22 protein-coding genes are annotated in these 23342 nt (G+C 71.6%); 4 read left to right on the forward strand and 18 right to left on the reverse strand.

All coding sequences use genetic code 11. The annotated features are described in order from the left end of the window. Nucleotides 1-128: 128 nt before the first annotated feature. The 5 genes from ACZ4TO_RS36170 to ACZ4TO_RS36190 all read right to left on the reverse strand — a co-directional run bounded on the left by ACZ4TO_RS36170 (nt 129) and on the right by ACZ4TO_RS36190 (nt 5262). Nucleotides 129-1247 carry a M14 family metallopeptidase gene (locus ACZ4TO_RS36170; protein ID WP_382791179.1) on the reverse strand — a complete coding sequence of 373 codons (1119 nt, stop codon included), beginning with the start codon at nt 1245-1247 and terminating at the stop codon, nt 129-131. Between the two features lie 95 nt (nt 1248-1342). Beyond that, a complete protein-coding gene (locus ACZ4TO_RS36175) occupies nt 1343-2110 on the reverse strand; it encodes a hypothetical protein (protein ID WP_382791183.1) in 768 nt (255 codons plus the stop codon). An 11-nt stretch (nt 2111-2121) separates the two neighbouring features. Continuing rightward, on the reverse strand, nt 2122-2850 hold the full coding sequence (locus ACZ4TO_RS36180; protein ID WP_382791186.1) for a hypothetical protein: 729 nt from the start codon (nt 2848-2850) through the stop codon (nt 2122-2124). Nucleotides 2851-2871: 21 nt separating this feature from the next. Next, nucleotides 2872-3960, reverse strand: a complete 1089-nt coding sequence (locus ACZ4TO_RS36185) for a hypothetical protein (RefSeq protein WP_468026402.1) — start codon at nt 3958-3960, stop codon at nt 2872-2874. 216 nt (nt 3961-4176) lie between these two features. After that, a complete protein-coding gene (locus ACZ4TO_RS36190) occupies nt 4177-5262 on the reverse strand; it encodes a hypothetical protein (RefSeq protein WP_468026403.1) in 1086 nt (361 codons plus the stop codon). Nucleotides 5263-5660: 398 nt separating this feature from the next. Between ACZ4TO_RS36190 and ACZ4TO_RS36195 the strand changes: the two genes are divergently transcribed. Together ACZ4TO_RS36195 and ACZ4TO_RS36200 are read left to right on the forward strand one after the other, a co-directional pair. Then, nucleotides 5661-6218, forward strand: a complete 558-nt coding sequence (locus ACZ4TO_RS36195; RefSeq protein WP_468026404.1) for a glycoside hydrolase family 25 protein — start codon at nt 5661-5663, stop codon at nt 6216-6218. A 144-nt stretch (nt 6219-6362) separates the two neighbouring features. Next, on the forward strand, nt 6363-7538 hold the full coding sequence (locus ACZ4TO_RS36200) for a N(5)-(carboxyethyl)ornithine synthase (protein WP_468026405.1): 1176 nt from the start codon (nt 6363-6365) through the stop codon (nt 7536-7538). Nucleotides 7539-7601: 63 nt separating this feature from the next. On the opposite strand, the gene ACZ4TO_RS36205 is transcribed toward ACZ4TO_RS36200, so the two are convergent. The 3 genes from ACZ4TO_RS36205 to ACZ4TO_RS36215 form a co-directional block, all read right to left on the reverse strand. Continuing rightward, complete coding sequence (locus tag ACZ4TO_RS36205) at nt 7602-8264, reverse strand: NADPH-dependent F420 reductase (RefSeq protein WP_385047016.1); 663 nt, start codon at nt 8262-8264, stop codon at nt 7602-7604. A 146-nt stretch (nt 8265-8410) separates the two neighbouring features. Then, nucleotides 8411-8623 carry an EF-hand domain-containing protein gene (locus ACZ4TO_RS36210; RefSeq protein WP_103553197.1) on the reverse strand — a complete coding sequence of 71 codons (213 nt, stop codon included), beginning with the start codon at nt 8621-8623 and terminating at the stop codon, nt 8411-8413. A gap of 59 nt (nt 8624-8682) precedes the next feature. Next, nucleotides 8683-9597: a helix-turn-helix domain-containing protein gene (locus ACZ4TO_RS36215; RefSeq protein WP_468026406.1), complete on the reverse strand. Its 915-nt coding sequence runs from the start codon at nt 9595-9597 to the stop codon at nt 8683-8685. Between the two features lie 57 nt (nt 9598-9654). Here ACZ4TO_RS36215 and ACZ4TO_RS36220 point away from each other — a divergent pair, with 57 nt between their 5' ends. Then, nucleotides 9655-10290 carry a GNAT family N-acetyltransferase gene (locus ACZ4TO_RS36220; RefSeq protein WP_468026407.1) on the forward strand — a complete coding sequence of 212 codons (636 nt, stop codon included), beginning with the start codon at nt 9655-9657 and terminating at the stop codon, nt 10288-10290. A gap of 22 nt (nt 10291-10312) precedes the next feature. Here ACZ4TO_RS36220 and ACZ4TO_RS36225 read toward each other — a convergent pair whose 3' ends face one another. From ACZ4TO_RS36225 to ACZ4TO_RS36250, 6 genes are all read right to left on the reverse strand, one after another. Next, the gene (locus ACZ4TO_RS36225; RefSeq protein WP_382791209.1) at nt 10313-11512 is read right to left on the reverse strand and encodes a YncE family protein; all 1200 of its coding nucleotides are present in this window, start codon (nt 11510-11512) and stop codon (nt 10313-10315) included. Continuing rightward, nucleotides 11512-12291 (reverse strand): polysaccharide deacetylase family protein, encoded by a 780-nt coding sequence (locus ACZ4TO_RS36230; RefSeq protein ID WP_382791288.1) that lies wholly within the window; start codon nt 12289-12291, stop codon nt 11512-11514. The genes ACZ4TO_RS36225 and ACZ4TO_RS36230 overlap by 1 nt, the downstream gene beginning before the upstream one ends. Before the next feature lie 431 nt (nt 12292-12722). Next, a complete protein-coding gene (locus ACZ4TO_RS36235) occupies nt 12723-13226 on the reverse strand; it encodes an ATP-binding protein (RefSeq protein ID WP_382791212.1) in 504 nt (167 codons plus the stop codon). Nucleotides 13227-13571: 345 nt separating this feature from the next. After that, nucleotides 13572-14339, reverse strand: coding sequence for an enoyl-CoA hydratase/isomerase family protein (locus ACZ4TO_RS36240; RefSeq protein ID WP_382791214.1), 768 nt, complete (start codon nt 14337-14339; stop codon nt 13572-13574). Nucleotides 14340-14507: 168 nt separating this feature from the next. Then, the gene (locus ACZ4TO_RS36245; protein ID WP_468026408.1) at nt 14508-15755 is read right to left on the reverse strand and encodes a L,D-transpeptidase; all 1248 of its coding nucleotides are present in this window, start codon (nt 15753-15755) and stop codon (nt 14508-14510) included. Nucleotides 15756-15924: 169 nt separating this feature from the next. Further along, nucleotides 15925-17154, reverse strand: coding sequence for a L,D-transpeptidase (locus ACZ4TO_RS36250; protein WP_385047026.1), 1230 nt, complete (start codon nt 17152-17154; stop codon nt 15925-15927). Nucleotides 17155-17305: 151 nt separating this feature from the next. Here ACZ4TO_RS36250 and glgX point away from each other — a divergent pair, with 151 nt between their 5' ends. Beyond that, nucleotides 17306-19642, forward strand: coding sequence for a glycogen debranching protein GlgX (gene glgX / locus ACZ4TO_RS36255; RefSeq protein WP_385047029.1), 2337 nt, complete (start codon nt 17306-17308; stop codon nt 19640-19642). A gap of 52 nt (nt 19643-19694) precedes the next feature. On the opposite strand, the gene ACZ4TO_RS36260 is transcribed toward glgX, so the two are convergent. From ACZ4TO_RS36260 to ACZ4TO_RS36275, 4 genes are read right to left on the reverse strand one after another with little or no spacing between them, the layout of a single operon-like run. Further along, nucleotides 19695-20333, reverse strand: coding sequence for a response regulator (locus ACZ4TO_RS36260; RefSeq protein WP_382791225.1), 639 nt, complete (start codon nt 20331-20333; stop codon nt 19695-19697). Next, complete coding sequence (locus tag ACZ4TO_RS36265; protein ID WP_468026409.1) at nt 20323-21588, reverse strand: sensor histidine kinase; 1266 nt, start codon at nt 21586-21588, stop codon at nt 20323-20325. The genes ACZ4TO_RS36260 and ACZ4TO_RS36265 overlap by 11 nt, the downstream gene beginning before the upstream one ends. 35 nt (nt 21589-21623) lie before the next feature. After that, complete coding sequence (locus ACZ4TO_RS36270; RefSeq protein WP_468026410.1) at nt 21624-22358, reverse strand: ABC transporter permease; 735 nt, start codon at nt 22356-22358, stop codon at nt 21624-21626. Next, complete coding sequence (locus ACZ4TO_RS36275; protein WP_468026411.1) at nt 22355-23257, reverse strand: ABC transporter ATP-binding protein; 903 nt, start codon at nt 23255-23257, stop codon at nt 22355-22357. Before ACZ4TO_RS36275 ends, ACZ4TO_RS36270 begins: the two co-directional genes overlap by 4 nt. Nucleotides 23258-23342 lie beyond the last annotated feature (85 nt).

Consider the following 23342-nt stretch of genomic DNA (forward strand, 5'->3'; position numbering starts at 1 on the left):
CGGTTCGGCGATCGGTGTGCGGCGGGGGGCCGGCCAGCGGGCGGGGAGCCTGCCTGGGGCGGGGTGACGGGGCGGCGGCCACCCGTCCGGGTGGCCGCCGCGGTGGTACGGGCAGGGTCGCGGACCGGTCAGCCGGGCTCCCCCGGCTTGGCGTCGGCCAGGCCGGTGAGCGCCTGGTCGAAGACCTCGCGCGCCCGCTGGAGGACCCGCTCGCGCCACCGGGCGTCCTCCACCGGGCAGAAAGCGTCACGGATCAGCCGCTTGAGGCCGGAGCGGACCGCCTCGGCCGGCGGACGGTTCCGGTGCAGCCAGGCGTCGGCGCACAGCGCCACCAGCACCTCGGGGCCCGGCTGGGTGCCGAACTCCAGGGTGATCGCGGTCAGCAGGCCGCCCGCGCCGAGGCCGTCGGCCACCGCGGTCGCCGTGTTGCCGACGATCGGGGTGGAGGAGGACGTTCCCTCCTCCGAGGCGGTGAGCGCGTCGCCGTACCAGCGGCGGGCCCGCTCGTGGGCGTCCGCGTCCCGTCCGCCGCGGAAGATGGGCTCGCCGACGCCGCGCTCGCCGAGCCCGGTGTGCAGGTCGATGTAGGCGACGTGACCGGCGCCGGCGATCCGCTCGGCGACCACCGTCTCGAACACCCGCCGGGACCAGGCCGGTGCGTCTCCGCCGTAGAACAGGCCGTCGGGGTGGCGGTACTGGCCGCGGGTGACGGCCTCCTGGAGGCGCTGCGGGCCGAGCCGGTCGCGGAGCGCGGTGAGCTCCGCGACCAGGTCGCCGGGCACGAACGCGGCGGCCCGAGCCGGCACCAGGGTGCGGTGCACGGCGTCGTAGGCGTCGTTGTGCGGCGGGGCGGCGTGGTCGACGAAGTTCCGGTTGAGGTCGACGTTGTCCTCGTTGACGCGCCGCAGATGGGCGAAGCCGTAGGGGTTGAGGGCATGGACGAGCAGGACGCCGGTGTCGGGCCCCGCGGCGGCCTTGGCGACGCCTTCCCGCAGCAGGACGCCGGTCTGGCAGGCCGAGCCGCAGAAGCCCTCGACGCCATGGGTCCCGGAGACCGTGACCAGGAGCTTCGCCGGGTCGGGCGGCCCCATCTGAGCGGTGTCCACGCAGAGTTCGCCGCCGTCGGGCCCGAGGTGCCCCGGCAGGGTGAAGGTCCTCAGCCGCGCGCCCGCCTCCTCGGCGGCGCCCAGGAAGGCCGCGCGGGCCCGGGAGTAGTCGGGAGGAAACATGATCGATGTGTCCGCCATTGCCGCCTCGCGTTCCTGGAGTAGTGGACCGGCCGGCCGTCCTGCGGCCGCGCCCGGGGGACGGGCCGGAACCTCGCCCGGCCCGCCGGCGGGACTCAGCCCCGCCCGGAGGGCAGCGGCACCCCGAGCGCCGTGAGGATCGCGTGCGCCCCCTCCCGGGTGGGCACGTCCAGCAGACACAGCACCCGGTCCCCCGGCCGCGTGTGCTCGGCGAAGTACCGGTTGGCCTCGGGCACATGGCTCAGCGGCCGTTCCCGGTAGAGGTCCAGCGGACGGCCGATGCCGGGGACGACCCCGCGCACCGGGTCGAACGCGGCCCGGGGGGCGAGCGCCGCGGCCACCTCGGCCGCCAGCGCCTCCTGGCTGTCGTCCTTGCCCGCGAGGTCCGGGTACATGGTGATGTCCGGATGGCCGCTGAACGCCGCCATCGCGCAGTGCACCACGGGGTTGTACGTCTTGAGGGCGATCACCTCGGGGAACGGGCGGCCGTCGGCGAGCAGCCGGGCGAAGTGCAGGGCCCAGCTCTCCTTGAAGACGGTGCCGCCCCGGTACGCGTCCCCCACGAACTGGATCATGATGTGGAGGCAGGGCCGCCCGGACGGGATCTCGGCCCAGCGGGAGGTGAGCAGCGAGACGACCCGGTCGCGTGCGCGGTCCACCCCGACGACGACGTACTCGGCGTCGGTCAGCATCTCGCGGCGCAGGGTGAAGAGCTGGCGGGTGTGGAGTCCCGGCATGGCGAGGACCAGACCGTCCACGATCCATTTCTCGGTGCTGCTCGGCAGTTCCCGGCCGGGCGGCAGGGCCAGTACCTCGACCCCGGACCGCCCGCCGGGCCGTGTGCCCCGGTCGTCGTCGGCCACCGTCGCCCCGCTCAGACCTCGGAGGTGGTGGGCAGCGGGATCTGGGCGTCGCTCTTGCCGAGCACGGTGAGCTGGTGCAGTTCCACGAAGTAGAGCTTCCAGAGCCAGTAGACGTTGTGGAGGTGCTCGACGACCTTGCGCTCGTCGTCCTCGGAGTGGATCAGCGTGGACAGCACGCGCCACACGAAGTCGTCGTGGTCGTCGTCGAGGTCGGTGTTGACGTGCGCGCGGGCGCCCTTGACGTTCTCCTCGCCGAGGACGTCGCCCAGGTTGTCCAGCCAGTCGGGCTGGGTGCGCGTGGTGACGTACTCGACGAAGTACACGCTGGTGATCAGCGCCATCGGGCTGTCCTCGAACTCCATGCCGAACTGGAGGTATCCGGTGAGGAGTTTGGTGGAGAGCAGGGGTTCCGTGGAGTAGATCTGGTCCTTGGTGACCCCGACCTTGGCGAGGTCGGCGGCGAACAGCCGGTCGTGCAGCATCTCGTCGTCGGTGTAGTGCGCCCAGGCCTTGGCCTGCACGGGGTCCACCTTGGTGAAGTACTTGATGGCCAGCGCGTCGACGGTCCGCTTGCGGCGCAGGCGCAGGATCGTCTCGATGTTGTGCCGCTTGTAGTAGTCGAGGTTCAGCTCGGAGGCGTCCTTCTGGTGCTGGGCGTAGGGGACGGTCTCGTAGAAGTCCTTGATGAAGGTGTCGAGGACCGCGTCGACCTTCTTGCGCAGTTCGGAGTTGATCGTCATGGCGTGCTTCCCTCCTTGGGGTCAGTGGCAGCCGCAGCCCGCGCTGGAGACGCGCTGCATCCGGCCGCGGCGTACCGCCTTGCGGGCGCCGAGGACGGCGGTGCCGTCCGATGTCAGCAGCGAGCTGCGGGGGCAGAGGAAGGCCAGGGCGAAGCGCGTGGCCGGCGTGATCCCCAGGCCGAGGTTCACGACACCGCCGGTGGCGCCGTACACCTCGTTCGGTCCGCAGTTCGCCGGGATGATCTCCGTGCTGGTGTTGATCCCGAATCCGAGTTCCCAGATGACGCGGTAGCGCGGATCGTCGGTGAGCAGCTTCTCCAGCTCCACGGCGGCCGATGTCGCCCCCGGGGTCTGCGGGGTGACGCTCTCGATGCTTCCGGCGGCGACGCGCAGCGTCACGGCGTTGGAGACGAGCGGCGCGAGCGCCTCGAACAGCCGCCGCTGGTCGGCGCCGTCGGCCGGGTCCTGGTGGCGGTGGACGATCGGCCAGCCGCGCAGGGTCAGTTCCCCGTGCAGGCCGAGCAGCCGGGCCTCCGGTTCGAAGGTGGTGATCTCGGCGGCGGTGACGCTCAGTTTGCCCGAGGGGAAGATCTGCTGGTCGCCCTCTTCCAGGACGCCGGCCTGCTGGTTCCAGACGCAGTCGCCGGCCGTGTGGTCGAGCTCGGCCTCGGTGCCGGAGACGTCGTCGACGATCGTCAGCCGGTCGCTGTCGCCCACCAGGTCGAAGAACTCCTCGGCCACCTGGGCGTGCCGGGCGACGTCGGTGAGGGCGGCGGTGCGCAGGAAGTAGCGGACGTGTTCGTCGGTCAGCGGCGTGGATCCGGCCGGCAGCACGGCCAGTTTGCGGCCGCCCAGCTCCCGCTCGGTCGGCGAGTCGAGGAACCGTCCGGGGCAGACCGCCAGCACGTGCGCGTCCGCGGGGACGCTCCGCTCGATCAGCTCGCCCAGGCGGACGCCGGGCGGAAGGGTCAGCGGGAGCACGCGGGAACATCCGTCGCCGGGACGCAGGGAGACGAGGCCGCCGTGCTGTTCGCTCGTGATCAGACAGAATGTACCGGCCGGCCGGCCGAACTGGTCGAAGTCGCTCGTCGCGATGTCAAGCGGTGGCACGGAGAACTCCCTGGAAGAGAAATACGGGAACCTCACGAGAGGAAAAGGGGAACCCCGCGACGGGGCATGGTCACTGCCCCGCCGCGGGTCGGTACTCAGCCCAGGAGCGTGCCCAGGTAGTTGCGGTTCTTCTGCACCTTGATCTTCTTCATGGGGAGTCACCTCCTGTTGGGTTGAATTTCCTTGCGTTCACCCCGGCCGGGCGGTCGTGACCCGCTATGCGAGGGGCACGACCCTTTCCACGGTGGGGTGGTCCGGGTGGCCGATCACCGCGACGCCGTTACTGGTCAGCACGCGGGTGTCGGGCGAGATGATGTCGAGGTGGTACTGGGTGTACGGGGTGAGTCCGAGGCCGAAGTGCAGGCACCCCTCGGTACCGCCGTACACCTCGTTCATGGCGTGGTTGCCGGGCAGGATGTCGTGCGAGGTGTTGAGCGCGTGGCCGATCTCCCAGACGATCCGGTACCGGGAGTCCACGGCGAACATCTGCTCCAGCATCGCGACGGCCGGCGCCGCTCCCGCGTCCAGTGCCCGAAGGCGGGTGATCCTGCCGTCCTCGACGGTGGCCTTGATCGCGTTGTCGCGCATCGCCCAGAGCTGGGAGTGGACACGGGCCTGGTCGGCGCGGGAGAAGGAGGGGGTGCCGTTGTGCAGGATCGGGTAGCCGCGCAGCGTGATCTCGCCCTCCAGGGGCAGCTTCAGCGCCTCGTCGAACTCCCTGATCTCGACGGGCAGCACGCTGATCTCGCCGGAGGGGACGATCTGCTGGTCGCCCCAGTCCAGCGGTCCCGCCTGCTGGTTCCACACCAGGCCCTCGCGCAGATGGTCGAGGGTGGCGCGGGTGCCGTGCACGGGGTCGACGTACACGAGCTGGTCGGAGTCCTCGGCGAGTTCGAAGAAGGTGTCGCAGAACGCCGCCTGTTCGGCCGCCGAGGTCCGCTCCATCACGCCGAGGAAGTGCCGGATCTCGTCGAGGCCGGTCGGCGTCGAGTTGCACGCCATTCCCATGATCTTCCGCTGGCCCACGAGGTCGGGGTCGGGTGATTCGAAGAACCTGTGGGGCGATACCACGAGTACGTGCGCGGGTTCCGGGATCCGCTTCTCCAGGATTTCCTCGAACCGGTCGCCGGCGTCCAGCGTGATGGTGAGGAATTCCCGGTACGGGGCCGTCTCGACGATTTCGATCCGATCGACCAGCTCGGAATTCGTGATCAGACAGAAGGTGCTTCCGGTGGCTTCTCCGAATTGGCTGAAGCGGCCGGGATCAATTGCTATCTGCGCGGACACGATCACTCCCGTCATGACCTTTGCACGTTTTCTCGCCGTGGTCTCCAATGTGACGGTTCGTGGGGTGCCGTGACTATAGGACGATGGTCCCCGCACCGATTCCCGCGACTGGTACTTCCGCCTGTGTCGGCACCTGTCCGCGGTGCTGTATTTTCTACGGCCGCCTTCTCCCTCCCGAGGGGCCGGCCGGCCGCGGGGCGCGGCCCGCAAGCGGGACGGCGCGTGCGGTCCGGCGGGGGGCGGTCACACGTGCGAGCGTGGAGACGGCCAAGTGCGGGCACCCCCATGACAGTTGCCCTTTCACGGACCGCCCTGGGCGACGGCGGCCGTTCCCCACGGCCGCCGGGCATCGGTCACCGGGCAGCGCCCCGCGTGACCCGTCCCCCCTCCCCCCACGCACGGAGGCCCCACCCATGCTGCGAGGCATCGACGTCAGCGCCTATCAGCCGTCCGCGTACGGCACCGCCGGTCTCTCCTTCGTCTTCGTCAAGGCGACGGAAGGCCGCTCGTACGTCAACCCGAAACTCACCGCGCAGACGCGGACCGCCCGCGACGCGGACTGCGTCGTGGGCTTCTACCACTTCCTGTGGCCCGGCAACATCACCGCCCAGGCCGCGTACTTCGTGAGCAAGGCCCCCGAGAGGGCGGGCGACCTGCTCGCCGTCGACTGGGAGACGACCGGCGAGGGCACGCACGCCAGCAACGCGGAGAAGGACCGCTTCATCCGCAGGGTGAAGGAACTCCGCCCGGACAACCGCGTGGTGCTCTACACGAACCGGGACTTCTGGCTGAACGTCGACACCACCTCGTACGCCGGTGACGGTCTGTGGATCGCCGACTACGTGACCGCCGGCGAACCCCGCATCCAGGCGAAGTGGCGCTTCCACCAGTACACCTCCGAGCCGGTGGACCGGGACGTCGCGGACTTCGCGAGCAAGGCCGCCCTGCGCGCGTGGGCGGGCGGGGCCTAGCCGCCGGCGGTCCTGCGCCCACCGGGACCGGAGTACGGTTGGCTTACCGAGCGCACCTCGCACGCCGCCATCCGTCGCGGCGTCGCCCTCGGGGAACGGCAAGGCCGGAGCGGTTCGCGTCCGGCAGGAAAAGAGCCGCCCCACATGAGCCTGATGAGTCTCGGAGTAGTCGCCTCGTCCCGCAAGGAGAACGAGTTCCGGCTGCCGCTGCACCCCGGCCATCTCGACCGCATCGCCCCGGACGTACGCGAGAGGATCTTCCTGGAACGGGGCTACGGCCGTCGTTTCGGCGTCGCCGACGACGCGCTGCGGCCCCTCGTGGCCGGGCTGCGCTCCCGCGAGGAACTCGTCGCCGAGTGCGACGTCCTGCTGCTGCCCAAGCCCCTGCACGAGGATCTCGCCGAGCTGCGCGAGGGCCAGGTGCTGTGGGGATGGCCGCACTGCGTGCAGGACGAGCGGACGACCCAGATCGGCATCGACCGGCGGCTGACGCTGATCGCCTGGGAAGCCATGAACCACTGGACCTCCGCGGGCGCCTTCAGCGTGCACGTGTTCCACAAGAACAACGAGCTCGCGGGCTACTGCTCGGTGCTGCACGCCCTGCAGCTCGGCGGGCTGACCGGCAGCTACGGGCGCCGCCTGCGCGCGGCGGTCATCAGTTTCGGCGCCACCGCGCGCGGAGCGGTCACGGGCCTGGGCGCCATGGGGGTCTCCGACGTCACGGTGCTCACCCAGCGCGCCGCCGCGGCCGTGGCCTCACCGATGCCCTCGGTCGTGATGGGCCACTTCGCGGAGGAGCCGGGCGCTCCCGCGCGCCTTCAGGCCGCCACTCCGGCCGGGCCCGTGCCGCTGGCGGAGTACCTGGCCGGGTTCGACATCATCGTCAACTGCGTCCTTCAGGACACCGACGCGCCGCTGATGTTCGTCACCGAGGAGGAACTCGCCCTGTTCCGGCCGGGCACGTTCTTCATCGACGTCGCCTGCGACGAGGGCATGGGCTTCGCATGGGCCCGCCCGACGACCTTCGACGAGCCCATGCCCACCGTCGGGGCGGGCTGCCACTACTACGCGGTGGACCACAGCCCGTCCCATCTGTGGAACTCCGCCACCTGGGAGATCAGCGAGGCGCTCCTCCCCTACCTGCGCAAGGTCATGAGCGGTCCCGCCGCGTGGGACGCCGACGTCACGCTGCGCAAGGCCATCGAGATCCGTGACGGAGTCGTCCAGAACCCGAAGATCCTGTCCTTCCAGCACCGGTCCGCCGACTACCCGCACACCCCGAGGGTCCCGGCCGGCGTGCTGAGCCAGGCGGTCGGCTGAGCGTGCGGGGCGGGCCGGTGAGGGTGCCGGCGGACCGGTGAGGGTGCGTGGCGGTCCGGGCGCTCAGCCGCGGAAGTCCGGCGAGCGGTCCGGGGAGGCCTCCGTCAGGGCCTTCGCGACCGCGTCGCGGCCTTCACGGAGACCGTAGACGGGGGTGCCGGGCTGCTGGCGCCAGGAGTCCTCGAGCCCGCCCGCGTCGACCGTGTCGAAGCCGATCTCGTCGATGAGGTCGCGTACGCGCCGCTTCGCCGCCTCGTCGTCGCCGGCCACCGGGAGGGCCATGCGGTCGGGGTCGCCGGCCGGGCGGGCGCGGTCCAGGATGTCCTGGGCGTAGGTGCCGTTGAAGGCCTTGACGACCGTGTGGCCGATCTGCCGGGCGGTCCAGCCGCTCTCGGTGAGGCCGTCGTCCTCGATCCCCGCGATCCTGCCGTCACGCTGCTGGGGGTAGTAGTTGCCGGTGTCGATGACGGCGACGTCCTCGGCGGCTCCGTCCAGGATGCCGTCGGGCAGGTTCGGCACCGCCTTGAGCGGGATCGTGACGATCACGACGTCGGCGCCCCGTGCCGCCTGTTCGACGGTGACGGGGGTCGCCCCCGTCTCCTCGGCGAGTTCGGCGAGCGTCTGGGGACCACGGGAGTTGGCGACGGAGACGTCGTGCCCGACAGCGGTGAGCCGCCGGGTGAGGTTGCCGCCGATGTTGCCCGCGCCGATGATGCCGATCTTCATGACACGCCTTCCGAAGTAGATGCACATGCATGCTTCTGTCGAAGGGCGTCAACTGCGGTCCGGCGCGGCCTATTCCGCCGACGCGGCAAACGGGCGAAGCGCGGACAAAGAAGGGGGGACCCTCGTCGGGTCCCCCTCTTCCCGGGTCACTTGTTCAGGTGGGTCCAGAACTCGTCGAACGAGAGGACCTTGTCGCCGTTGAGGTCGCGGCTGGCGATGACGGCCTCGGCCACCGACTCGGTGACGTTCCAGTCGCCGCCCTGGGCGAGAGCGGACTTGAACTCGGCCGCGGTGATGAACCCGTCACCGTCCGAATCGATCCGCTCGAACTGCTTGCGTGCTTCCTCGATGTCGGCCACTGTCCGCCCCTTCGTCGTGCATCACTGCATGCGTTACTGCCTGGTGTACGGAGGTCAGATTAACGGTCCGGGTGAGCGCGCAGTGCGGCGAGTACCCAGGCGAACTCCTCGCGGTGCGCCGACAGCGGGTCCAGGCCGCGCATCACGGCGCTCAGCTCCCGGAAACGGGCCATCTCCGCATGGGCCGCGGACTCCATGCGGGCCAGCACCGAAGCCCGGTCCGCGTCGCCGAGCAGGCCGCTCAGCACCGTGTCCGCCTCCGGATCCGCGGGGTCGACGCCCCGCTCCAGCGCCTGGCCCGCGAGGTGCACCAGGCGGCTCATGAACCACAGGGAGGTGCCCGGCGCCACCCCCGGCCCCCGGTCCGCCGCGTTGAACTCGATCATCTCGCGCATCCGGGCGCGGAAGCCGCGGTCCTGGATCAGCTCGGCCAGCTCCACCCAGGCGTCCACCTGCTCGGGTGTCGGGTCGTCCGGCAGCTCACCGGCGTGGAACCGCAGCCGGGTACGGATGTCGGGGTCGGCGGTGTCCAGTCCGCCGAAGGTCTCCTCCATGAAGTCGTCGACGATGCGTCCGCGCTCGGCGGCCGAGAGCCGCGCCAGCTTGTTCATGAGTGTCGTCTCCTGTGCGCTCGAACCACGTCGTGCCACGGTCGACAGCACCGCCCGGGTCACCTTCAGGGAGCGGATCTGCGCGTCCAGCGCGGCCACGTGCGCGGCCGCCACCTCCGCCACCGTCCGCTCGCCGGTCAGGACCGCCCGGACGTCGCCGAGCCCCAGTCCGAGTTCGCGCAGGGTCCGGATCAGCTCCAGACGGGCCACGGAGCCGGCGTCGTACAGCCGGTAGCCGCCCGCCGACCTGGTCACCGGGGGCAGCGCGCCCTCGTCCGACCAGTAGCGGATGGTGCGGACACTCAGGCCGGTGCTCCGGGACAGCTCGCCGATGGTGAGAAGTCCGGTGCCGTCGTCGATCATGTCTGCGAGTCTGGGCCTTCCAGTGGGTGGAGACTCAAGCGGCGGGGGGCGTCAGTCGTGTCCGGAACTCTGCGCGACATTCTGGACCGTGCGGCCCGGGGAGTCCTCCCGCCGCCCGACGGCGCCATCACCGTCGTACGCCAGCACCGCCCCCGTGACGCCGGCGTCCTCGCCTTCACCGCGCACTCCGTCGTCTTCACCGACGAGGACGAGGGCTGGGTGCGCGCCGCGCTGGGGGCGCTGGACTGCGACGCGCTCGCGGCGGCCATGAACCCGCGGTTCCTCGCCGCGCTCATGGAGCGGACGGGGCGGTCGAACGACACCGTCGACCTGCTGTCCGTCGCCGCCCCGCTCCCGGGCCCCGCGGCCCTCGCGCTGACGGAGATCGGCGACCTGGCCCACTCCCGGATCACGAGCTCCCGCGGGCGGCGCGACGAGGTGCGGGCGTGGGCCGCCGACGGCGGGGTCCTGGTCCTCGGACGAGGGGTCGGGGGCCGGCTGGAGGTCGCGGTGGAGGTGGACGAGGGCGTACGGCACCGGGGGCTGGGCCGGGCGCTCGCCTCCGCGGCGCGGCACCTGGCCGGGGAGCCGGTCTGGGCCCAGGTGGCCGCGGGGAACGCCCGCAGTCTGCGGGCGTTCCAGGCGGCGGGCTACCGGCCGGTGGGCGCGGAGGCGCTGCTCCTGCCCCGCTGAGCGGGCGGGGCGCCGGCGTGGATCAGCGGAAGATGCCGGTGTGGCCGAGGGAGTACCGGCCGGGCTGGGGATAGACGGCGAGGCCGTGCGGTCCGCTGCCGACCTTGATGCGGGCGAGCTGTTCACCCGTGCCGGTGTCGATCGCGTACACCTCGGAGTTGTACCGGCCGGAGAGCCACAGGACCTTGCCGTCCGCCGAGACGCCGCCCATGTCGGGGCTGCCGCCGTCGGGCAGGTGCCACTTCTTGGTGAGCCGGTTCTGCGTGAAGTCGAAGATGGAGATGGTGCCTTCGCCGCGGTTGGAGATGTACATCTCGCGCGAGTCACGGCTGACGTACAGGCCGTGGGCGCCCTTGCCCGTGCGCAGCAGGGTCGGCTCGGTGAACTTGTCGCCGTCGAGGACCCACACGCCGTCGGCCATCATGTCGGCGATGTAGAACCTCTTGCCGTCGGGGGAGATCTTCACGTCCTGCGGCATGGCCCCGTGGAACGGCAGCCTCTGCTGGCCGATGACCTTCATCCGCTCGGTGTCGACCTTCAGGAGCTCGCCGCTGAACTCGCAGGACACGATGAAGTAGCGGCCGTCCGGGGAGAAGTCGGCGTGGTTGACGCCGTAGCAGCTCACCGGCTCGGTCCTGACGGTCTTCATGGTGTGCGCGTCGCGGAAGACCAGCTCGCGGTCGAGGGAGGCCATGACGATCGCGTACTTGCCGTTGGGCGTGAAGTAGAGGTTGTACGGGTCGTGCACGTCGACCGGCTGCCCCGCCTTGCCGGTCTTCGGGTCGATGGGGGTGAGGGTGTTGCCCCGGTCGTTGTTGACCCACAGGGTCTTCAGGTCCCAGGAGGGCACGACGTGCTGGGGCTGGTTGCCGACCGGGATCGTCTCGATGACCTTGTACGTCTTCGGGTCGATGACCGAGACCGTGTTGGAGTTGGTGTTGGGCACGTAGACGCGGGACGGGAAGTCCTTGACCACCGGGGAGAGCCGGCCCGGACGGTCGGCGGCGTAGACGTCCGCCGGGTCCAGCAAGGGGGGCATGCCGGGCAGGCCCTGGACGACCGGCTTCTTCACCGGTGCGGGCCGGACGGCCGCCTTGGTGGTCTCGCGGCCCTGGCCTGCGTGGTCCGGGGAGGAACCGCCGCACCCGGCGAGGAGGGCGAGCGCGGTCAGGGCGGTGCCGGCGATCAGCACGCGGCGCGGGGAGGAGGGTGGTGTCGGCATCAGCTCAGCAGCTCCGTGGTGGTGACCGCGCCGAGGCCGCGGCGGTCGAGTTCGTGCAGAAGGGCGGGGAGGGCGGCGACCGTGCCGGCGTATCCGAAGTGCAGGCTCACGACGGAGCCGGGACGGACCTCGGCCAGGACCTTGCGGGTGACGGCGGCGGCTCCCGGCGAGGTGTAGTCGAGCGAGTCGACGTCGTAGGAGAGCGTGTGCGGGTAGCCCGCGTCGCGGGCGAGGCGTTGGACGAGGGGGGAGGCGCGGGGGCTGCGGGAGGGCCGGAACCAGGTCCCGATCGAACCGGTGAGCCGCTTGAGACGGTCGGCGCAGCCCCGGATCTCCGCGGCCGCCTCCGTCGCCGTCATGGCGTTGATGTCGAGGTGGTTCATCGTGTGGTTGCCGAGGTCGTGGCCGCCGTCGAGGATGCGGCGGGCGAGGTCCGGGTGCTCGTCGAGCCAGGTCCCGACGGCGAGGACGGTGACCCGGGCACCGGCCCTCTCCGCCTCGCCGAGCAGCGACTTCGCGACGGCGGGGTCGCCCTGTCCGTGGAAGGTGAGGGCCACTCGGGAGGGGTGGGTGCGGGGGCCGTGGGTGATCTCGGGGGGCTGGGCGGGATAGCGGCGGGGGGCGGGCGCGGTGGCCCGCCGGGTCGCCGTGGCGGCGGGGGCGCTGGGCGCGGCCGGAGGCGTCGTGGGCTGGTGCGGGTGGGTCGTCCGCGGGGCGGAACAGCCCGCGCTCGCTCCGGCGGCCAGGGTTCCCGCGGTGAGCGCGAGTCCGGTGAGCAGGGCGGCGCGCCGGGGCGTGGCGGGTGCTGCGGGGTCTTCGGCGGGCGTGGTCACCGGACCATTTAAGGGCGATTCGACCGAAAAACCGGCGATTGATCCGACCGGGTGGTGGTGCGGGTCGCTTCACCGCACCCATGTTCGGTCCGGACGGGACCACCCGCCCCCACGAGCGAATCGGGGCCCTCACCGCGAAGCAGGACCCTCACCGGACAAGAGGAACTCACCACCGCGGCAGGACCCGCGTTGCGGAGTGCGGGCCCTCTTTTGGATCAGTGGGTCCGGTCTGCGATAGTCGGCGATGCGACCTCCACCCATTGACCCGGGCCACGGTTGTCGCCGGTGGCGCGGTTCACACCCCAATTCGTTCCGCGACACCCCGCAAGCCCCGGCTGCCACGCGGCCGGGGCTTTCGCGTGCCCGGGCGGAGCGGGTCAGCGTTCGGCGACGCGGATCTCGAACCAGGTGGTCTTGCCGCGGGGCAGCAGGTCGACACCCCAGCGGTCGGAGAGTTTGTCGACGAGGAAGAGGCCCCGGCCGCTCAGGTCCAGTTCCTGGACGGGCATGAGACAGGGAAGGCCGCGGGAGGGGTCACGGACCTCGATACGGATCCAGCCGCGACGGCGGCGCATACGGAGTCCGAAGACGCGGGCGCCGGTGTGCCGCACGGCGTTGCCCACGAGTTCGGAGACGAGTAAGACCGCGTCCTCGGTCATCTTCGGGGACTGGCCCCAGTGCCGCAGGACCACGACCTGGGCGAGCCGCCGCGCGGTGGCCGCGGACTCCGGGCGGGACGGCAGCAGCACCTCCCCCTCGGTGGGATTGCCGAACAACTCCAGTGCCTTGAGCGCCCGTTCGTCCTCGACCGCAGGTGTCCAGCGCGCCGCGGTCGCACTTCCGTGCCGCCGCGGCTGTTCCATACCCTCCAGCCCCGCCATGCCCCCCATCATGGCCGTCCGGCGCCCCCTCCGGGGCCGTTCCGGAGGATTGGGCCCCCCGGAACGGGACATTCCGCACCATCCGATCGGCATATGCCACAGGCAGTTCGGAGGTGCGGACAGCCCGCCCGACCTGCCGGAACGGCCCCGTCGAGGGCAATCGCCACCGCCTCGGGACAAGGCGCGCTTAAGGCTGCCTTAAGCCTGCGATAAAGCGCCCCATCGAGCGACGCCCGTCGGACACCCCGTCAACCGCGGGTGGATCGAAGGGGATCGGAGAGGGCGCGACCGGCCGTGCCGGCCCGGGAGGCGGACACCGTCTCCCGGGCCGGCGCGGCGGACGGATCAGAGGAACTTCGCCTTGCCCGGGCCCTCTTCCACGAAGCTCCGCATGCCGCGCTCACGGTCCTCCGTCGCGAACAGGCCCGCGAACCAGTTCCGCTCGATGGCCAGCCCGGTCTCGATGTCCGTCTCCAGGCCCGCGTCGATGGACTCCTTGGCGGCGCGCAGCGCGATGGCGGGGCCCTGCGCGAGCCTGGCGGCCCAGCCGTGCGCGGCGGTGTACACCTCGTCGGCGGGGACGACCCGGTCGACCAGACCGAGCGCGAGGGCCTCGTCGGCCTTGACCATACGGCCGGTGAAGATGAGGTCCTTGGCCTTGGAGGGGCCGATCAGCCGGGAGAGCCGCTGGGTGCCGCCGGCGCCGGGGATCAGGCCGAGCAGGATCTCGGGCTGGCCCAGCTTGGCGTTGTCCCCGGCGATGCGGTAGTCGGCGCACAGGGCCAGTTCGCAGCCGCCGCCGAGCGCGTATCCGGTGACGGCGGCGACGACGGGCTTGGGGATGCGGGCGACGGCGGTGAAGGAGTCCTGCAGGGCCCGGGACCGCACGACCATCGCCGCGTGGTCCATGGCCTGCATCTCCTTGATGTCCGCGCCCGCCGCGAACACCTTCTCCCCGCCGTACAGCACCACGGCGCGGACGTCGGGCCGCCGGGTGGCCTCCTCGGCCAGCTCCTTGAGGCGGTCCTGCGTCGCCACGTCCAGGGCGTTCATGGGAGGGCGGTCCAGGCGGATGGTGCCCACGCCTTCGGCCACTTCGAGATGCACAGTCATGGAAGCAGGTTAGTGGCCGTTAACGGCACCGGGCCGGGTGTGCTGAGTCACAGCACACCCGGCCCGGTGGAGAACGCTCACGCGATCGGGTCGGACGGAGTCACCCGATCCGCTCGGAGGCGGCCGGCCGATCCCCTGCCGGACCGTCACACGGACCGCTCCGGCGCATCACTTGATCCAGTCCGACCAGGGTATGTTCCAGCCGTTGAGACCGTTGGCCGGGTCGACCGTCGGGTCGGTCGAGTTCTTCACGACCACCACGTCACCGACCATCGAGTGGTTGAAGAACCAGGCGGCCGGCACGCCGCTGTCGTAGCCGCCGCGCACGTCCCGCAGGCCGATGCAGCCGTGGCTGGCGTTGTAGTTGCCGAAGGCGCCGCCGCCCCAGTAGTTGCCGTGCACGAAGGTGCCGGAGCTGGTCAGGCGCATGGCGTGCGGGACGTCCTTGATGTCGTACTCGCCGTCGTAGCCGACCGTGTCGCCGTTCATCCGGGTCACGGTGAACTTCTCGCTGATGACCATCTGGCCGTTCCAGGTGGCGTAGCCGGGCTTGCCGGTGGTCACCGGGATGGTCTTGACGACCTTGCCCTCCTGCATGACCTTCATCGTGTGCTTCTTGGCGTCCACGACGGACACCTGGTCGCGGCCGATGGTGAAGGAGACCGTCTTGGCCTGCTTGCCGTAGACGCCCTTGCGGCCCTCGACGCCGTCGAGGTTCAGCTTGACGGTGACCTTGGTGCCGGCCTTCCAGTACTTCTCGGGCCGGAAGTCGAGGCGGTCGTTGCCGAACCAGTGGCCCTGGACGTCGACGGCCGGCTCGGTCGTGATCTTGATGGCCTTCTCGACGTCGTCCGGCTTGGTGATGCCCCGGGTGAAGCGGACCGAGAACGGCATGCCGACGCCGACCTTGGAGCCGTCCTCGGGCGTGAAGTTGCCGGTGAAGGTGTTCTTCGGGCTCAGCGTCGTGAAGGACGAGTCCTCGGCCGCCGTGCGGCCCTCGGAGTCCTTCGCGACCGCGTGCACCTGGTACTTGGTGGACGCCGCGAGGTGTGTGGCGGGCGTCCAGCCGCTGCCGTCGGCCGATATCTCGCCGTCGATCTTCGTGCCGTCGTTGTCCTTGACGGTGACCTCGGTCAGTTTGCCCTTGCTGGCCGAGACCTTGAGGGTGCCGCTGGTGTCGACGTCCTTGGCACCGGCCTTCGGCGCGATCGTGACGACGGCCACCGACTGCTTGCTCTCCGTGCTGGTGACGCCCTTGCCGTCCTTGTCCTTCCCTTCGGACCCCGAGTCCGTTCCCCCGCCCCCGCCGCAGGCCGTGACGGCCAGCAGCGCACCGCCGACGATCACCGCCCACCGCTTGTTGCGGCCGCGTGAGCGTCCACCCGCCGACGCCCCCGATATCGGTCGCACGTTCACAGTCGTTCTCCCCTCGCAAGGCCCTGATCAGGCCCCCACCCCGGCGCGTCCCACGCGATCATTGGCGCATATTAACCTCACGGTTTTGAGCTCCGTGTCAGGTCAATGTCACCGTTCCGTCGCAACTTGGACCGACGACCGCGAAGATGGTTGCACCGGGGAGCGAAGATCAGTCGACCGCGCTGCCGGCCTTCCACGCCTTCCAGCCCATGTTCCAGCCGCCGAGTCCGTTGTCGGGGGCGACCTGCTTGTCCTTGCTGTGCACGACTTCGATGACGTCCCCGACGAGACTGCGGTCGAAGAACCAGCCCGCCGGGGTGTCGGAGCTGCCGCCCTTCACGTCCCGCAGACCGACGCAGCCGTGGCTCACGTTGGTGTGGCCGAAGACGTCCTGCGCCCAGTAGTTGCCGTGCAGGAAGGTCCCGGAGTCGGTCAGGCGCATCGCGTGCGGGACGTCCGGGATGTCGTACTCGCCGCCGAAGCCGACGGTCCGGCTGTTCATCCGGGTCACCTCCAGCATCTCGGTGACGACCATCTTCCCGTTGTACGTCGTCGTCTTCGGCGCTCCGGCCGTGATCGGCACCGTGGCGAGGAGGTTGCCGTCACGGCGCACCTCCATGGTGTGGGCACCGGCGTCGACGAGGGACCGCTGGTCGCGGCCGACGGTGAACGAGAAGGTCCGCGACTGGAGTCCGTACACGCCGGGCGATCCCTCGACGTCGCGCAGCCCGAGCGCCACGGTGACCTTCGTGCCCGGCTTCCAGTAGCGCTCGGGACGGAAGTCGACGCGTCCGCCGCCGAACCAGTGCGCGCGGATCTCGACCGCGGGCCGCGCCTCGACGTGGATCGCGCGCTCGACGGCGGCCCGGTTCTCGATCTCCCGGTTGAACTCCAGGGAGACGATCATCCCGGTGCCCACGACGGAGCGGTCCTCCGGGGTGACGTACCCGATGAACCGCTCGTCGGGCACGGCCGTGGTGAACGTGGTGTGGCGGGCCGAACGGTGCCCGGCGCCGTCCAGGGCCACCGCGTCCACGGTGTACTTGGCGGCGAGGGCGAGTCGGGTGTCGTCCGGTCTCCAGGACAGGCCGTCGTCGCTGATGTGCCCGGGTACGGGTGACTCCCGGGCGTCCTGGGACTTGACGACCTTGACGGACTCCAGGCGTCCGCCGGGCACCCGTACCAGCAGTGCCTCCTGAGGTCGTACGCCCTTCGTGCCGTCGTCGGGCGCCACATGGATGACGTCCTCGGGCGACCGCGGTTTGCCGAACGCCTCCCCGATCCCGTCCGAGATCCCGCCGGAGGTGCAGCCGGAGGCTCCGGCCAGCAGGCCGGCCCAGGTCAGTACGGCGGCCAGCGCGGCCCCTGCGCGCCGCGCGCGCGTCTGTACGTGCTTCACAAGGGACCCAACGACGCCGCCCCTCCGGGGAAACGTGAGTGCGAGCCACGCTCTGGGCAGAACAGTGGGGAGGACGACGCGCCAAGGAGCCGCGGCCGGGACGCCGCGCACCCTTTTCCGTGCCGTTCCACGAGCCGTGGGAGGCTGACCGGTGTCGAGCGCACCCGAGCAGGAGGCGGTCCAGGAGGGACGCGCCGCGGGCGGCGGGCTGCCCGCGCAGACCGTCACGGACCCGGCGGGGCCGGCCCCCGCCGCACCGCCCGCCGCCGTACCGGCGCCCGCGGACCCGGCGGTGGAGCCGGCCGCTCCCGCGCTGAACGGCTCACGGCGCCCGGCGGCGCCTCCCGTCGGTGCCTGGCCGGGTTCCCCGACCCCGCTCGGAGCACGCTTCCGGGTCGGTCCCGACGGCACCACGGGCACCAACTTCGCCCTGTGGGCGGGCGGCGCGGAGGCCGTCGACCTGTGCCTCTTCGACGAACGGGGCGCCGAGACCCGCGTCCCGCTCACCGAGCTCACCCACGAGATCTGGCACGGTTTCGTGCCCGGAGTGCTCCCCGGCCGCCGCTACGGCTTCCGGGTGCACGGCCGCTGGGACCCGTGGACCGGCGCCCGCTGGAACCCGGCGAAACTGCTCCTCGACCCGTACGCCCGCGCCGTGGACGGCGACTTCACCCTGCCGCCGGAGGTGTACGGGCACGTCCGCGACTGGCCGCAGCAGCAGGTCGCCGACACCGTGCGCGACGACCGCGACTCGGCGCCCCTCGTCCCCAAGGGCGTGGTCGTCCAGGACGACGACGACTGGTCGGACGACCACCGCCCCAAGACCCCGTGGGCGGACTCGGTCATCTACGAACTGCACGTGCGCGGATTCACCCGTCTGCACCCCTCGATCCCCGAGGAACTGCGCGGCACGTACGCCGGACTGGCCCACCCCGCGGCCGTCGAGCACCTGGTGAACCTCGGGGTGACGGCGGTGGAGCTGCTGCCGGTGCACCAGTTCGCGCACGAGGACCATCTGCTGCGCCGGGGCCTGAAGAACTACTGGGGCTACAACTCGATCGGCTACTTCGCCCCGCACGCCGCCTACGCCGCCTCCGGCACGAGGGGCCAGCAGGTCGGCGAGTTCAAACGGATGGTGCGCGCGCTGCACGCGGCGGGGATCGAGGTCATCCTCGACGTCGTCTACAACCACACCGCCGAGGCGGGCGAGCTCGGCCCGATGCTGTCGCTGCGCGGCATCGACAACCGCGGGTACTACCGGCTCCAGTCGGACGCCCGCCGCTACGCCGACTACACGGGCTGCGGCAACACCCTGCACGTCGTGCAGCCGCAGGTGCTGCGGCTGATCACGGACTCGCTGCGGTACTGGGTCACCGAGATGGGCGTCGACGGGTTCCGCTTCGACCTGGCGGCGGCCCTGGCCCGGTCCATGCACGACGTCGACATGCTCTCGCCGTTCCTCGCCGTCATCGCCCAGGATCCGGTGCTGCGCCGGGTCAAACTGATCGCCGAACCGTGGGACGTGGGCTCCGGCGGCTACCAGGTCGGCGCCTTCCCGCCCCTGTGGACGGAGTGGAACGACCGCTACCGCAACGCCGTACGGGACTTCTGGCGCGGGGCGCTGCCCGACGTACGGGATCTGGGCTACCGCCTGTCGGGGTCGAGCGACCTGTACGCCTGGGGCGGCCGGCGCCCGTACGCCTCCGTCAACTTCGTCACCGCGCACGACGGTTTCACCCTGCGCGACCTCGTGTCGTACGAGCGCAAGCACAACGAGGCGAACGGCGAGGGCAACCGGGACGGCACGGACGACAACCGGGCCTGGAACGGCGGCACGGAGGGCGAGAGCGAGGACGAGGGCCTGCGGGCGCTGCGGCGGCGCCAGTTGAGGAACCTGCTGACGACGCTGCTGCTGTCGACGGGGGTGCCGATGCTCGTCGCCGGGGACGAGTTCGGGCGCACGCAGCGGGGCAACAACAACGCCTACTGCCAGGACAACGAGATCAGCTGGGTCGACTGGTCGCAGCTCGACGACCCGCACTGGCGGGCCCTGTTCGAGCTGACGTCCCGTCTGATCGCGCTGCGGCACGCGCATCCCGTGCTGCGCCGCCGGGCCTTCTTCTCCGGGCGCGCCCACTCGGCCGACGGACTGCGGGACCTGGCCTGGTTCACCGCGCGGGGCACCGAGATGACGGAACGGGACTGGTACGCGCCGGCCGCCACCCTCGGCATGTATCTGTCCGGCCGGGACATCCCCGGACGGGACGCGCGGGGCGCCCCGGTCGTCGACGACAGCTTCCTCGCCGTGCTGCACGCCGGGGACCGGCCGGCCTCCTTCGAGCTGCCGGGGACGCCCTGGGCCACCGCGTACGAGGTGGTCGTGGACACCTCGCGCGAGGACCAGGCCGCGGCGCCCGCGCTCACCCACCGGGCGGGCACGGCGATCACGGTGCCGGCGCGGTCCGTGCTGCTGCTCAGGGTCCGCTGAGGGCGCGGTCCCACGGCGGCACGCCCTGCCGGCTGACCGGGGCGCGGCCCGGTCAGCCGAGGATGCCCCGCTCGTACGCCGTCGCCACCGCGGCCGCGCGGTCCTTCGCGCCCAGCTTGGCGTACACGTGCGTGAGATGGGTCTTCACGGTCGCCTCGCTGATGAACAGTTCGCGGGCGATCTCGCGATTCGAGGTGCCCTTGGCCACCAGGGCCAGCACCTCGCGTTCGCGGGCCGAGAGGGTCTCGGCGGAGGCGGGCGCCCGCACGGCCGAGACCAGGCGGGAGGCGACGGCCGGGGACAGCACCGTACGGCCCTGCGCCGCGGCCCGCACGGCCGTGAACAGGTCGTCGCGGGGCGCGTCCTTGAGCAGATAGCCGGTGGCACCCGCCTCGATCGCCGGCAGGGTGTCGGAGTCGGTGTCGTAGGTGGTCAGGACGAGGACGCGGGCCCGGGAGCGGCGCCGGGTCAGCTCGGCGATGGCGTCCACTCCCCCGCCGCCCGGCATCCGCAGGTCCATCAGGATCACGTCCGGGTCCAGGACGGCGGCCCGTTCGACCGCCTCGGCCCCGTCGGCCGCGTCGCCGAGGACGGTGAAGCCGGGGGCGGACTCGAACATGCCGCGCAGGCCGTCCCGTACGACGGGATGGTCGTCGACGATCAGCAGCGAGATGCGGGTGTCATCGGTCATGGCGTACCAACGGTACGCGAGCGGACAGCGCGGTGCCGTGGCCCGGTTCGGACTCCACGGCGAGGTGGCCCGCGATGCGTTCGGCGCGGGCGCGCATGCCGTCGAGGCCGAATCCGCCGGCGCCCGTGCGGGCGGGGACGGCAATCGGGTCGAAGCCGCGGCCGTCGTCGCGCACGTCGAGGGTGACCTCGTCGCCCATGAAGCTCAGCGTCACTCCGACCCGGCCGGCCGCCGCGTGGCGCCCGGCGTTGGAGAGGGCTTCCTGGGCGATGCGCAGCAGGGTGGCCGCGACCTCGTCGTGGAGCTGCTCGCTGGTTCCGGTGACGGTGAACTCGGCGCGCATTCCGGTGCGTTCCGCCCATTCGGCGACCGTCTTCTTCAGCGCCTCGGGCAGCCCGTCGTCCGCCAGCGCCACGGGGGCCAGGTTGTGCACGGAGCGGCGGGCCTCGCCGAGACTGTGGCGGGCGAGCGCCGAGGCCCGTTCGAGGTGGACGCGGGCGGCGGCCGGACCGGCCGCGTTCGCGGCGACCTGGAGCTGGGCGATGATCCCGGTCAGGCCCTGGGCGATGGTGTCGTGGATCTCGGCGGCCAGCCGTCGGCGTTCCTCGGCGATCCCGGCCTCCCGCGCCTGGACGAGGAGTTGGGCGTGCAGGGCGACGTTCTCGTCGAGGGCCTGCTGGAGCGCCGCGTTGGTGCGTTCGAGCTCCGCGATGGTCCCGGCCCGTTCGCGGGAGCGCCGTTCCTCCTGCTCGGTGAGGTGGGCCACGATCGTCTGGAGACCGGAGTTGGCGGCCAGGAGCGCCCCGAACGCGGCCCACTGGGCCGCGCCCCTCGGCGGCAGCCCGCCGCACTGCGCCCCCGCCACGGTGATCGCGGCGGCGAACAGCCCGAGCCTGCGCCACATGCCCGGGATCAGCTCGTCGGCGTCCATGTATCCGGCGGAGGCGTAGAACGCGAAGAACCCGCTGCTCAGGGTGAGCGTGAAGGCGATGGCCCAGCGCAGTACGTAGTACGCCGTCCCGGCCGGGGAGGGAATCCTGCCGCGGGCGGGGCGGCGTGAGCGGGTGCCGTGCCACCAGAGCTGGAGCGCGATCGCGGCGGCGACCAGGCCGGCGTCCGTCTGCCACTCGGCCCGGCCCTCCACCTGGCCGGTGGCGACCAGCGCGAGGACGACGCTGATGCCGAGCAGACCGTACGGCCCCCAGGTGTGCAGTTGCTCCAGACGTCGCTCGATCCGCCCGTCCCCCGCGTCCATGCCCCCAGTCTGCATCGGCCCGCTCCGGGCGGTGCCTACTCCCACCGGAACCAGCGGGAGGCACCCGCGGTGAGCAGCGCGGTCCAGGCCACCAGCACCCCCAGGTGCGTCCAGCCCGGCCAGTTCCCCGCCGCCGCCCGGTTCAGGGCCTGCGCGGCGGCGCCGAACGGCGTGCAGCCGACGATCCGGGCGAGGGTGTCCGGCATGGACTGCACCGGCAGCCACACGCCCGCGCAGAACATGGCCGGGAAGAACACGGCCGATCCGATCGCGCCCGCGATCTTCGTCGTCCTGGACAGCGCGGAGACCACCGCGCCCAGGGCGAGCGCGGCCAGGACCGCCAGGAGCAGGGCGAGGAGATAGCCGTACGGCTGCCGGGGAAGCCGCACGGCGAACGCGAGCCGGCCCACGACGAGGGCGCACAGGGCGGAGAGCAGGGCCGCCGAGCCGTAGACCAGCATCTGCGCGGACAGCAGCGCGGACGGCCGGACCGGCGTCGTGGACATCCGGCGCAGGATGCCTTGTTCGCGGTAGCCGGTGAGGTTCTGCGGCATCGACTGCAGACCGCCGACGATCATGCCGAGGAGCACGGCGACCGGGACGTAGACGTCGATCGTGCGCAGGCCGCCCAGTTCGGGCCGGTGGTGCCGGAGCGCCGGGATCGACCCCAGGATCACGAGCAGCAGGGTGGGGAAGAGCAGGATCCAGAAGAGGGCGCCCGGTTCACGGCGGAAGAGCCGCAACTCGGCGCGCAGCACGGCGGTGTTCACGCGGTGACCTCCGTCAGGTCCAGGAAGGCGTCGTCCAGGGTGGCGTCGGTGACGCGGAGCTGGTGGGCGGTGACGCGGTGCCGGGCGAGCAGGGTGATGACCGCGTTCACGGTCTCGTCGGTGCCGGACAGCGTGACGCGGCCGTCCTTGGTCGCCACGGAGGCGAGCGCCGGGAGCGCCTGGACGTCACGGTCGTCCAGCGGCGCGGACGGGGTGAAGCTGATGACGGTGGAACCGGCGGAGCGGCGGACGAGACCGGCCGGGGTGTCGAGGGCGGCCAGGCGCCCCTTGTCGATGACGGCGATCCGGTCGCACAGCCGCTGCGCCTCCTCCATGAAGTGCGTGACCAGCAGGACGGTGACGCCCCGGTCGCGGACGTCCTCGATGAGTTCCCAGGTGTCGCGGCGCGCCCGCGGGTCGAGCCCGGTGGTCAGCTCGTCGAGCACCACCACACGCGGGTCGCCGATGAGCGCCAGCGCGATGAACAGGCGCTGCTTCTGGCCGCCGGAGAGCTTGCCGAAGCCGGTGCCGAGCCGGCCGGTCAGCCCCAGGCGTTCGGCCAGCGGGCGCCAGTCGGCGGGCTTCGGGTAGAACGCGGAGTACAGCTCGAGCGCCTCGCGGACGGTGAGTTTCGGCTGGAGTCCGCTCTCCTGGAGCTGCACGCCGAGGACACGGCTGGTGGCCTCGTGGTCCGTGAAGGGGTCGAGGCCGGCGACCCGGACGCGGCCCGCGTCGGGGACCCGCAGTCCCTCGACGCATTCGACGGTGGTGGTCTTGCCGGCGCCGTTCGGGCCGAGGATCCCGAAGATCTCGCCCTCCTCGACGCGGAAGGAGACGTCGTCGAGGACGCTCCGGCCGTCGTAGGACTTGCGCAGTCCGCTCACTTCGATGACTGACATGCCCCGAGCGTCGCAGCGGGGGCCCCGCCGTCGCATCGGCCGTCGCGCTCGGACCGGCATCGTCCGATCGGTTGACGGAGCGGTA

This window comes from Streptomyces sp. NPDC028298, from assembly GCF_055565895.1.